The 10,590-nt window shown below is 63.0% G+C and carries 12 protein-coding genes, 1 tRNA gene and 1 pseudogene; 3 read left to right on the top strand and 11 right to left on the bottom strand.

Annotated features, from left to right (window positions below; genetic code table 11):
* Nucleotides 1-2: 2 nt before the first annotated feature.
* The 4 genes from EN994_RS05870 to EN994_RS05855 form a co-directional block, all read right to left on the bottom strand.
* On the bottom strand, nucleotides 3-242 hold the full coding sequence (locus EN994_RS05870) for a Trm112 family protein (RefSeq protein WP_013528775.1): 240 nt from the start codon (nucleotides 240-242) through the stop codon (nucleotides 3-5).
* Between the two features lie 9 nt (nucleotides 243-251).
* On the bottom strand, nucleotides 252-923 hold the full coding sequence (locus EN994_RS05865) for an LON peptidase substrate-binding domain-containing protein (protein ID WP_013528774.1): 672 nt from the start codon (nucleotides 921-923) through the stop codon (nucleotides 252-254).
* Between the two features lie 106 nt (nucleotides 924-1,029).
* Entirely contained in the window at nucleotides 1,030-2,031 is a 1,002-nt protein-coding gene (gene trxA / locus EN994_RS05860; protein WP_063169575.1) for a thioredoxin, read from the bottom strand.
* Nucleotides 2,032-2,115: 84 nt separating this feature from the next.
* Nucleotides 2,116-2,613, bottom strand: coding sequence for a prolyl-tRNA synthetase associated domain-containing protein (locus EN994_RS05855; protein ID WP_027162861.1), 498 nt, complete (start codon nucleotides 2,611-2,613; stop codon nucleotides 2,116-2,118).
* A gap of 255 nt (nucleotides 2,614-2,868) precedes the next feature.
* Between EN994_RS05855 and EN994_RS05850 the strand changes: the two genes are divergently transcribed.
* A tRNA-Gly gene (locus EN994_RS05850) sits at nucleotides 2,869-2,943 on the top strand.
* A gap of 195 nt (nucleotides 2,944-3,138) precedes the next feature.
* Nucleotides 3,139-3,702, top strand: coding sequence for a type 1 glutamine amidotransferase domain-containing protein (locus EN994_RS05845; RefSeq protein ID WP_013528771.1), 564 nt, complete (start codon nucleotides 3,139-3,141; stop codon nucleotides 3,700-3,702).
* A gap of 43 nt (nucleotides 3,703-3,745) precedes the next feature.
* Here EN994_RS05845 and EN994_RS05840 read toward each other — a convergent pair whose 3' ends face one another.
* Complete coding sequence (locus tag EN994_RS05840; RefSeq protein ID WP_063169576.1) at nucleotides 3,746-4,534, bottom strand: SapC family protein; 789 nt, start codon at nucleotides 4,532-4,534, stop codon at nucleotides 3,746-3,748.
* Nucleotides 4,535-4,770: 236 nt separating this feature from the next.
* On the opposite strand from EN994_RS05840, the gene EN994_RS05835 reads away from it, so the two are divergent.
* Nucleotides 4,771-5,166 carry a hypothetical protein gene (locus EN994_RS05835; protein WP_244514245.1) on the top strand — a complete coding sequence of 132 codons (396 nt, stop codon included), beginning with the start codon at nucleotides 4,771-4,773 and terminating at the stop codon, nucleotides 5,164-5,166.
* 72 nt (nucleotides 5,167-5,238) lie between these two features.
* Here the strand turns inward: EN994_RS05835 and EN994_RS05830 are convergent, their stop codons facing one another.
* From EN994_RS05830 to EN994_RS05805, 6 genes and pseudogenes are all read right to left on the bottom strand, one after another.
* Entirely contained in the window at nucleotides 5,239-5,775 is a 537-nt protein-coding gene (locus EN994_RS05830; RefSeq protein WP_244514246.1) for a GNAT family N-acetyltransferase, read from the bottom strand.
* A gap of 11 nt (nucleotides 5,776-5,786) precedes the next feature.
* Complete coding sequence (locus EN994_RS05825; protein ID WP_063169578.1) at nucleotides 5,787-7,109, bottom strand: hypothetical protein; 1,323 nt, start codon at nucleotides 7,107-7,109, stop codon at nucleotides 5,787-5,789.
* A gap of 33 nt (nucleotides 7,110-7,142) precedes the next feature.
* Nucleotides 7,143-7,667 carry a tail fiber protein gene (locus tag EN994_RS05820; protein WP_063169579.1) on the bottom strand — a complete coding sequence of 175 codons (525 nt, stop codon included), beginning with the start codon at nucleotides 7,665-7,667 and terminating at the stop codon, nucleotides 7,143-7,145.
* A gap of 10 nt (nucleotides 7,668-7,677) precedes the next feature.
* Complete coding sequence (locus EN994_RS05815; RefSeq protein WP_063169580.1) at nucleotides 7,678-8,178, bottom strand: tail fiber protein; 501 nt, start codon at nucleotides 8,176-8,178, stop codon at nucleotides 7,678-7,680.
* A 13-nt stretch (nucleotides 8,179-8,191) separates the two neighbouring features.
* Complete coding sequence (locus tag EN994_RS05810) at nucleotides 8,192-8,698, bottom strand: tail fiber protein (protein WP_063169581.1); 507 nt, start codon at nucleotides 8,696-8,698, stop codon at nucleotides 8,192-8,194.
* Between the two features lie 139 nt (nucleotides 8,699-8,837).
* A pseudogene (locus EN994_RS05805) lies at nucleotides 8,838-10,590 on the bottom strand (hypothetical protein); the annotation flags it as partial.

The following is a 10,590-nucleotide window of genomic DNA, read 5'->3' as shown; positions in this document are numbered from 1 at the left end:
CCTCAGCCCGGCCCACCCAGACGCGGCGGCGGCGGGGCCAGCACATCCTCCACCGAAAGCGTCCGCGCCTCGGAAGGCAGCATGATCGGGATGCCGTCACGCACCGGATAGGCAATCTTGGCGACCCTGGAAATCAGTTCGCCGCGCTCCGGATCCCAGGCCAGCGGCCCCTTGGTCAGTGGGCAGGCCAGCAACTCCAGCAGCTTGGGGTCGACCTTCTTCCCGTCACGTCCGTCCGCCATCGCGCCCTCTTACTGCAAACTCGACCCAAAATCCTCATTCTCGCGCGCCAGCGCCATTTCGGTGATGGCGATCAGCGTCTCGGCCCGGGTCTTCAAATCCGCCGCTTCGAGCAGCGCCTGTTTCTCGGCTGGCCCATAGGGCGCCATCATCGACAACGCATTGACCAGCATGGCATTTTCGGCCCGGCTGACGCTTTCCCAGTCGGCCTCGAGGTCGTTGGCCTGCAGATAGGCGCGAAATGCCTTGAGCAGCGATGGCCGGTCGATCTCGTTGCCCGCCTGGTCCTCATCGAGATCGGCAAGGAAAGGCGAGGGCTTGCACTGGCGAAACGGCGTCTTGACCGTCAATTCGTGGGCGATGCGGAACCGGCACACGCCCTGCAGCGAAATCAGGTAACGGCCGTCGCCGCTCTCGGAAAAGGCGATGATGCGCCCGGCGCAACCGACATTGCAGAGTTCCGGCTCGCCGTCGTCGCGCAAGGCCCCGTCGAGACTGGGCTGGATGACGCCGATGAGCCGCGAGCCGGCGATCGCCTCGTCCACCATCTGCAGATAGCGCGGCTCGAAGATGTTGAGCGGCATGCGGCCTCCCGGCAGCAAAAGCGCCCCCTCGAGCGGAAAGATAGGGATCGTCGACGGCAAATCCTTGGCGAGCCGGTAATGCGCGTTTCCCGCTTGCACCTCATTCCTCCGATCGCGCCATCAAGAAGCGCGTGAGTTCTTGGCCCTAATCTGGCGCAATCATCGCCGACGCCAAGCCCGTGCGGCAAAACAACCGGCAGCCGGCTCAGGAAAACAGCAGCGCCGACAATTTGCGGCGCGCTGCCAGCGTCGCCTCGTCGGTCATGCCCCAGGCCTCGAACAGCTGCAGCAATTGCGTCCTCGCGCCATCCTCGTTCCAGGCCCGGTCGGCCTTGATGATGGCCAGCAGATTGTCGGCTGCGGCCGTACGGTCGCCGTTGGCGTTCTGGATCATGGCCAGATCGAAACGCGCCTGGTGATCTCCGGGATTTTCCGCAAGGCGCCGCTCGAATTCGGCTGGATTGCCGAGAGCCGCCGCCTGCGCCGCAACCGCCATCCTGGCGCGCAGGGCTGCCACCGGCGGCGCATCCTTCTTGGCCTCCGGGGCTGTTGCCAAAAGCGCCTCGGCGCCTTCCGTGTCGCCGGCCTCGAACAGCAGCTCTCCCAGTCCGGCGATCGCCTCGATCGTCTCCGGCGCCTGCGCCAGGATGGCGTCATAAATGTCGGCCGCGGTCTGCATGTCGCCGGCGTCGCGCGCCTCGGTCGCCGCAGCCAGAGCTTCGGCCACCGGCGGCGCGCCATTGCCCTTGCCGCCGACCTTGGTGATGAATTCGTTGATCTGGCTCTCCGGGATGGCGCCCATGAAGCCATCGACCGGCTGGCCGTCCTTGAAGGCGATGACCGCCGGGATCGACTGGATGCCGAGCTGGCCGGCGATCGACGGATGGTCGTCGATGTTCATCTTGACCAGCTTGACCCTGCCGCCGGCGGCCTTGACCGCCTTCTCCAGCTGCGGCGTCAGTTGCTTGCAAGGTCCGCACCAGGGCGCCCAGAAATCGACCAGCACCGGCTGGCGGCGCGATTCCTGGATGACATCGGCGGCAAAGGCAGCCGTCGTCGTGTCCTTGATCACATCGGCGGGAGCGGCGGGCGTATCGCCAAGCGCGACTTTCGCCGGCGCCGGCGCGGTTCCACCATACTGCACCGAGGTGGTGTACTGGCCGCCATTGCCGCCAAAGGGGCCGCCGAACGGATTGTTGTCGCTCATCTCTTTACCCTTCCGTGGCGCCGCCGGCCGGCGGCCAGGCGCCCTATGCTTCAGACCATCGGTTTTAAGCCATCCATGTGGCGATCACGCGGAGACTTTCAAGATAGCAGCATCGTGCCCGGTTGCCTCGACGAATCTGATCAGGTCGCTCGCTGCGATCGATGTCGTCGCCTCATTGGTCAGCGGATGCCCATTGATCACCGCATGCTCCATCAAATCCTTGTCGAGCACGAGCTTGACCCTGTTTGCCGTGTCGTTGATGATGCCAAAGACCGTGACGGCGCCCGGCGTGACGCCGAGCAGCTCCATCAGCATCTCCGGTTTGCCGAAAGAAACCCGGCTGGCGGCGCCGATCACCTGGTGGATCTGCTTCAGGTCGACGACCGCGTCCTCGCCGACGGTGACCAGAAAGAAATTGTCCTTCTTGTCCTTCAGGAACAGGTTTTTCGTGTGCCCGCCGGCGATCTCGCCGCGCAGCGCCTGCGAATCGGCGACGGTATAGAGCGGTGGATGGCGCTTGGTCGAGGCAGCAATGCCCAGCTCGGCAAGAAAGGCAAAAAGTTCGGCTTCGGTCTTCGGCATCGGTTTCGTCTTCGTCCCGTTTGTGAGCCCATGCCGTTTACGGCCAATGGGGCGGCCGACACAAGGCCGTCATGCGACATCACGGTGAGCGGCACCCGCCCTTTGCGGTGGCGCCCCCGCCGCGTGCCACTCGCGCGCCCGCCGGCGGCTTGCCGGCCTCGCTTGCCGGGTCGTAAAAAAGCCTGCGATTTCCCTGTTGCAATCGCCGCGCTCTTCAGCCATATAGGCCCGGCTTGCGGCCAAGACGCCGTGCGAGCGGGTGTAGCTCAGGGGTAGAGCACAACCTTGCCAAGGTTGGGGTCGAGCGTTCGAATCGCTTCACCCGCTCCAGTTTCCTCTTAGGAAATCAAGCATCGAAAAGCCGCGGTCCGCCGCGGCTTTTTCGTTTTTGGACATTGTCGAACTGGGAGCTTGGGCCGAACTGCGCTTCGTCCATCCGCCTCTCATGTCACATAAAATTACAGCCAGGAACGCTTCCCGCCTCGCCTCGTTAGCCCTCCACCACCTAACGATGGAGAAAAACCAATGCAGGATATTTCCGGTAAGCGCGTCGCTATCCTTGCGACAAACGGGTTCGAACAATCCGAGCTTGAAGTTCCGCTCAAAAAATTACGCGAGGCGGGCGCCGAGGTCGATGTCGTGTCGCTCGCAAGCGGCAAGATCAAAGGCTGGGACCTCAAGGACTGGGGTCGGGAGATTCCTGTCGACAAGACGTTGGATGAGGCGCGGTCGGACGACTATGACGCGATCGTCCTGCCTGGCGGGGTCATCAATCCGGATCTGCTGCGCGTCGAGCGAAAGGCCCTGGACTTCGTCGAATCGTTCTGGTCGGCCAAGAAGGTCGTCGGCGCGATCTGCCATGCGCCCTGGCTTCTCGCCGAGACCGGCATCGTAAGGGGTCGCCGGGTCACGTCTTACAAATCGATCAAGACCGATGTGATCAACGCCGGCGGTCTGTGGGAGGACACCGAAGTCGTCACCGACCAGGGGCTCGTCAGCAGTCGCAATCCCGGCGATCTCGACGCGTTCTGCGACAAGCTCGCCGAGGAGATCAGGGAAGGGCGGCACGACAGAAGGGTTGCTGCCTAGCCGCCTGTCCGCCCAGACGATCGACCGCGCAAGCTTTTCACAGTCAGCCCTTCGCCCCATCCGCCTTCCGCAGCGATGCCTGATGCACCAGCGAGGTCCAGCTGTTGGTCGAGGCGAGGTGGCAATAGAGCAGGCCGAGCGCGCCTGATTTGCGCAGGTCGAGAAACGCCTCGTCGCTCAATTTGTTGAAGGCCGGCTCGTCGATCACCTGGAAGTCGGTGAGGTTGAGCACCTCGCCACCCTCCAGCGTCACCTTGCTCTGGCGCGGCGAAAACAGGCCGTGCGCATCGATCTTTTCGACCATCTCGCGGGTGGCTCGGAAGTCGATCTGGAACTGGTTGCAGAAGGCGAGCGCCTGTCTGGTCGCTTCGGTCGGCTCGTTGCCGGCGAAGAACGGCAGGATCTTGTCGTCGCGCAACGGCGCCAGCAGCTGGTCGACGATGCGATTGCTGGCCCGGTCGGCGCACAGCGTCAGCCGGCCGGCCGATGTCGGGTCTTCGGCCAGGATGAAAGGATAGCGCCGGACATAGGCGGGGATGTAGTGCGGCCCGGTCCATTTGCCGTCGGCATCGACGAACAAATTCTCGTTCTGGCGCACGCCGGTGATGATCACCGGCGACTTGGCCGGGCCGATGAAGACGATCGGGTAGGAGCGCATCGCCGCCGGCATTTCCGACGCGACCACCGGAATGGCGTGCGCCGAGCGGGCGAAGCCGAAGTCACTGCGCGCGGTCAGGCCAAGCGAGCCGTGCCGCGCCGGATTGAGCGCCTCGGGCCTCGAATAGAACAGCGGCAGCGCATCGCCCGTCACGTCCGTCTTTGCATCCGCCATCATCCGTCTCCCGCACGCCCATCAGGCTGCCAATGGTCCCGAAGCCGGGATCTATGCTTTGTTTGCGCTGATCTTGGATCGAAAGGAATCCCGCGCAGGACAAAGTACTACAGCGTCTCTTGCGCGCATAAAAGGACAGGCGGTGCTGTATCTTTGGGATTTGCGGCGATCGATTGTCTTGGGGAACACGACCGCCGCCTGCCCGCCTCTGGACAGCTTGCGGCGAAGCGGCGACAGTGCCGCCGCTGGAGCAATTCCGGGAAAAGTGTGCAGCGGTTTTCCCCTGGCAATTGCGGAGAAACAAAGAGCTGGATCGGATCCGAACGCTGAACCGCTCCAGCGCAAAGATTGAGGCAAACGGGATGGCGTCGGTGTCGGATTTCGAGCAGGGACAAACCTTCACCATCGAAGCCGGGGGCAAGCAGATCCCGCTCGAACTGAGCGCGGTCAAGCCCATCGCCGCCAGCCCGCGCCCGGGTGGCGGTTTCTCGCTGCTGTTTAGAGGCCCGCGCGACATCGCGCTGCCGCAGGCGACCTACCTTTTCACTGGCACAAGCGGCAGCCACGAGATCTTCATCGTGCCGGTCGCCGCCGATGCGGCCGGGCGGCTGTACGAAGCGGTGTTCAACTAGGCGACGTTTGCTCTTTGAGGCGACGCTTGCGCTGCGGCGCGAAACCTTGACGCCAGCGGGACAGCCATCGTCTCACCCCGCCCCGCCACTCGGCGCCGCACATTCCATCAAATCGTATACACCCTTGTCCTCGACCACCGCAAAACCGAGCCTGACATAGAGCCACCTGGCCGGATTGTGCTTCTCGACGTGGATCGATACTGATTTGCCGGCTAACCATGCCTCGTCGATGAGATCGCGCAGCAGTGCGGTGCCGTAGCCCTTGCGGCGATGCTCCGGCAGGAAGGCAATGTCGATGATGCGGTGCTGGCCTGGCCAGCGCTCGATGTAGAGCCGGCCGATGTCTTTCCCCGCTCGTTCCACCACCAGCCAGTCGGCCTCGGGATAGTGTTTTCGGTAATGCGCGTGCTGCGCCTGGAACTGCATGTCGAGGAAGGCGGCCTTCTGTGCCTCGGTCCACGCCGTCACGGCGAGTTCTTCCACGCGCGTCGAGGCATAGAGCCGCGACAGGAACGGCAGATCCGCCTCTGTCGCGGCGCGGAAGCCGAGCCCGGCCTTCTCCGACCGGGACCAGGCTGCGAGCCGATACGCCTGCTTTGCCTCTGTCACGCTGCCTGACGTCAGACCGGCGGCGTCAGGTCGCGCACGACGACGATCTGCTTGAGGTTGCTGGTGGCCAGCGCCGTCCACGTCCACTCCCATTCGGAGCTGTCCATGGCCATCTGGTTGATGGTCCACAGACCATTTGTGCCGTCGTTCTGGACCATCATCGAAAACAGGGCAAGGCGGCCATCGGCATTGTAGTCGAGCGACAGGCTGGTGTTGGCGCCGGAGCCGCCGAAATCGCGCCATCCCGACCAGTTCTGGGTGGCGGCGTCATATTGGGCGTTGAAGGAGTGGACATGCTGCTGGTCGGAGGCGACCAGCATGATGTCGCCGTCGCCCTGGATGCCGGCGCAGAGCGTGTATTTGGGAACCCTGCTGTAACCGGGCGTCGCCCAGGCCGTCCAGGTGTCGGAGCCGGCCGGCAATTGCTTGGTGTGCAGGACCTGGCCTTGCTGCGTCATGGCAAACAGATTGGTGCCGCCCAGCGGACCGACAATCGGCGCCATTTCCGTGAAGGGGTAGCCGGCGTCGATCTGCACCCATGGCGTCCAGTCGGCGACCGTCAGCGCCTGGACCTTGGCCTGCTGGCAGCGATAGAGATGGAGGGCGGAGTTGATGCCGAACAGCGCGATGCGGCCGTCTGCCTGGCGCAGCGCCGTGATCGCCACGAGCTGCCCGGTCAGCTGGATCCAGGCGCTCCACGGCTGGACTGGCGGCCTGAGCTCGTCGACGGTGACGACGATCGGCGTCGTCGTGCCGGGCGGCGTGATGGTTTTCTGCACTTGAACAATCACATCCGGGTTCTGGTAGATCCACCAGATGCGGCCCAGATTGTCGGTGAGGAAGATTTCGACGCGGCCATCGGCATCGCGCGCCATCGTCAGTTTCTGATAGGAGGTGGCACCGGGCGGTGTGCCAATGCTCGTCGGCGCGGTCCATTTGTCGATCGGACCGATCTGGTTGGGGTCTTCGGTGATGAAGGACAGGTTGGTGGTGCCCGAGGCTTGCGCGACCACGGCGACGCGACCGTCCCTGGTGAGGCCCGCCGTCATGATCACCCAGGCGCCGGGCGCGATGAACGACCACGCCGCGGGCCATGACCCGTTCGGTGCGTCTTGAGCCTTCTGGATCAACTGACTTTTGGCGGAATCGATGCCCACCACCATCAGCCGCGACAGTTCGAAGAACGCCGCGCCGGCGGGCTTGTTCTGGTAGATGGGCGGGACGCTGGATCGCCGCGAGCGGGCGTTGGCCTTGGAAGCCGCCCGAGGCGCGGGCGCGGGCGTCCTTGCTGCGGGGGCCGATGCCTTCGACCTAGGTTCAGCTTTCTTGGCCATCGTATCGGTCCTGCCTTGTTGATTCGGAATTCCTCAGCCTCTCGGCGGGAAAAAGCCTTCCAGCGCGATGCAAAAAGTCAATGTCAGGTAGGGCATGCGATTGTTGTGCGGCAGACTGCCACCTGCCGGAGCCAGCATGTTCACTGCCATCGACACGATGTTAGCGGTCGTGTTCTTGTAGGCGTTGGCGTTGCTCGACCTGGCGATCGCCCGATCCGGCGTCGGGATCTGAAGCTCGGCAGGGTCGGTTACGGCGCGGATGTTGTGATTGTGCATCGGCATTTCCGATTCCAGTAGAGACACGGTATCCGAGCCACCGAACTGCCCTAGATCATAAAGCGCCAACCCTTGACCCTGGCCGGGTTGCATCGGCACATTGCCTTGCATGTCCGGCAAGCTGAAGGTCGATCTGCCATCGCCGCCATAGGTCGTGCCCAGCAGCGAGAACAAGGCCGTGTTTTGCGAGATCGGCATGAGCTGACCGTCGCAGGTCGCCCAGCCCCTGGGTGCGAAGTTGGACGGAAAAATTCGGATTTCCGCGACGAATTGGTCCGACATGGTCCTGTCCTTATGTTTGGGTCGGGAAAACGCCGAACAGTGAAATGATGAAATTGACACAGAGGTAAGGCTGCAGGTTGCTGTGAGGCTGGCTGCCACCCGTCATGCCGACCACAGGGTTGGCGAGGTTCGCCGTCGGTGTGTCCTCGACATAGAGCTTGCCTGTAGACGATTGGGCCACAACGTTGTTGGCGGGGCTCGTCTGGTTGGAGACGCTGCTCGTCGCCAGCATGGCGTGAGTGTGGCCGGTCATTTGCTGTATGTTCAGCGTCACGTCCTCGACGCCGCCGGTTTGCCCGATGATGAAACCGGTTCCCTGATGGACCGGCACGCGGCTGGCCAGGTTCGGCAGGTTGAATGTCTCCTGACCGTCGCCGCCATAGGTCGTGCCGATCAACTGGAACAGGGCATCGTTTTCGGAGATGGGTATCGTCTGGCCCTGACAGAACGCCCATCCGGCGGGCGCAAAGTTCCCCGCGAACATGCGAATCTCGCCGATGTAAACTGTCATGACTGCGCGTCCTTCAATTCCGCGACGGGAAGATACCTTGCAGGGCGATGCAAAAATTCAGCACCAGATAGGGCTGCATGTTTTCATGTGCCTGGCTGCCGCCCATCGTGGTGACGCTGCTGGGCACCAGCGTTGTCAGGTTCGATGTCGCGGGCGCGTAAAGCTGCGCGGGCGACGCCGCAAGCACATTGCCGCTGGCGACGAAGAGATCGCCGGAATCCGATGTCGCGCTGGCGGTGTGAGAATGCTGGGGAATCTCGGGCAGTGTGAGCGTATGCGCCTGCTCGCCGCCCCGCTCGCCCAGGAGATGACCTTGGCCGCCAGTATGAGTTGGCACGCGCCCGCGCAAATCGGGCAAGGCGAAAGTCGTTTGCCCATTGCCGCCATAGGTCGTGCCCAGCAGAGCAAACAATGCCTGGTTCTGGTTGATCGGCAGGAGCTGTCCGTCGCAGAACGCCCAACCTTGGGGAGGGAAGTTGAAAGAAATCAACTTGATTTCCGAGAGATACGGCTCGGCCATATACACCCCCAAACGTTCAATTTGTAGTAAAAAGCCAATCTCTACATGACGTTACGTTAGATCACCCACCGCCACAAAGCAATCTGCTCGGCCAATACATTTTGTAATTTATTCCAGCGCCACCGCGCGCAACGCCCGCCTATGGCAGGGGCGGCTCCGTAACCCCAACAATGGTCCCGAAGCCGGTGTTGTTGTGGTCGGCGGCCACTGTCGCGGCACCGCCACCCGAATGGCTGTTGAGACTGGCGAGATAGGCCTGAACCGCCGTGTCGTCGGTGGCGCTGCCGGCATAGCCTTCGATCTTGTCGATCACATTGAACCGCTGCCGCACGCGGATATCGGTGACGCCAGCTGACGGATCGACGCTCAGCGTATTTCCATGGATATCAAAAGTCAGCGCGCCATTGTCGGGCGTGCCGGAGGCACCAGCCTGGCTCGAGGTTATCCCGCCATTGACGCGGATCGCCTCGAGCGCGGCTGCGGTCGTCGTGCTGACGGTGTTGTTGGTGATGGTGGCATTGACGATCCCATTGCCGTCGCCGTTCGCGACCAGGATGCCATAGTTCGCGACGTGCGTGACAGTGTTGCCGTCGAGCTTGACGGTCACCGTGTTGCTGCCGGTGGCGGTCCCGTTGATGGAGACACTGATACCTGGTCCGGTGCCGGAATCCGCGTTGTTGATGTTGTTGTTGAGGATGTTGCCCGTGAACAGGCCACGCACGACCGGCGATGCGGCACCGCCGCGGTTGACGTTGATCTGCGAGCCCGCGCCGCCGGCACCAAACAGGGTCGCATAGTTCGCCGTGGTGAAGGTCGCGTTCAGCACATTGAAATTATAGGTGCCGGCGCCGTTCTGATCCATGTCCACGCCAACGAAATTGTCGGTGAAGGTGCCGCCGCTGCCGGCGACGCCGGCCTGGCCGACATCGAAATCGATGTTGCCCGAGCCGTTGTTGATGAGCTGGATACCTCTCGCGAAATTGCGCAGGAACGACGAGTTCGTGACAAGGCCGGTGATGTTGGCGGTGCCGTCGGCCTGCAGCAGCAGGCCGACATTGCCTGGCGGTCCCACGGAGGTGTCGCGGAAGGTCGAGCCCGAAACAGTGATGTTCAACGTGCCGCTGTTGTTGAAGACGTTGAAATTGTCCTCAAGGCCGTTCGCGATCACCGAATTGGTGATGGCGACGGTGCCGGTCAGGCCGTTATGGGCGGCGTCGGCGGCGCGGAAGCTGATCGAGCCTTCGTCGGCCGCGGCGCTGGTGCCGTTCGTGCCAGAGGTTGCGTTCACCACGCTATTGGTGAGCGCGAAGCCATTCACCTCGAACCCTCGGATACCGAAATTGTCGAAATCGTTCAGCTGCAGACCATTGAGCTGCACATCCTTCGCATTGCTGAGGTAGATGCCGGTGCCTTGCGTGGCGCTGCCATCGGCGCCGGTCTTGTTGGCGATGACGCCCCCGCCGGTCGCGCCGACGTTGGCGCCATTTCCAGTCACATGCAAGCCGCCATTGCCGAGCGCCGTGCCGGTATTGACCAGGATGATGCCGTTGGCGCTACCGCCATTCGATGTGATGCTCTGGAAGACAAGGTTCCCCGAGCCGATATTCGTGTTCTCGACATCGAGCGCGGTGCCGGTCCCCGAATTGATCGTGCTGCCGGAGCCGGTGGCGGTAACCGTGCCGCCGCCGGTGGCGCTGAAGCCGGTGGTGTCGCTGGTTGAGGTATCGATCGCCAGCTTGTTGGTGAAGCTGATCGTCGTGCCGTTGGTGCCGCCATTGGCCACCAGGTTGATGCCGTCGCTAAAGCTATTCGATGTTATGGCGCCGTCGAACGAGATCGTGCTGCCGCCGCCGGCGGTGCCGGTGTGGTTCTGGACGTCGATCGCGGCGGCG

Source organism: Mesorhizobium sp. M7A.F.Ca.CA.002.09.1.1, from assembly GCF_003998555.1.
Classification (GTDB): domain Bacteria; phylum Pseudomonadota; class Alphaproteobacteria; order Rhizobiales; family Rhizobiaceae; genus Mesorhizobium; species Mesorhizobium ciceri.
This window is presented reverse-complemented; position numbering and strand designations above follow the sequence as displayed.

Excerpts from the sequence above, each read along its gene's own strand:
- EN994_RS05845 (WP_013528771.1), top strand. The coding sequence starts at position 3,139 with ATGCAGGATATTTCCGGTAAGCGCGTCGCTATCCTTGCGACAAACGGG.
- EN994_RS05825 (WP_063169578.1), bottom strand. The coding sequence starts at position 7,109 with ATGGCCAAGAAAGCTGAACCTAGGTCGAAGGCATCGGCCCCCGCAGCA.
- EN994_RS05870 (WP_013528775.1), bottom strand. The coding sequence starts at position 242 with ATGGCGGACGGACGTGACGGGAAGAAGGTCGACCCCAAGCTGCTGGAG.
- EN994_RS05820 (WP_063169579.1), bottom strand. The coding sequence starts at position 7,667 with ATGTCGGACCAATTCGTCGCGGAAATCCGAATTTTTCCGTCCAACTTC.
- trxA (WP_063169575.1), bottom strand. The coding sequence starts at position 2,031 with ATGAGCGACAACAATCCGTTCGGCGGCCCCTTTGGCGGCAATGGCGGC.
- EN994_RS05815 (WP_063169580.1), bottom strand. The coding sequence starts at position 8,178 with ATGACAGTTTACATCGGCGAGATTCGCATGTTCGCGGGGAACTTTGCG.
- EN994_RS05855 (WP_027162861.1), bottom strand. The coding sequence starts at position 2,613 with ATGCCGAAGACCGAAGCCGAACTTTTTGCCTTTCTTGCCGAGCTGGGC.
- EN994_RS05810 (WP_063169581.1), bottom strand. The coding sequence starts at position 8,698 with ATGGCCGAGCCGTATCTCTCGGAAATCAAGTTGATTTCTTTCAACTTC.
- EN994_RS05840 (WP_063169576.1), bottom strand. The coding sequence starts at position 4,534 with ATGGCGGATGCAAAGACGGACGTGACGGGCGATGCGCTGCCGCTGTTC.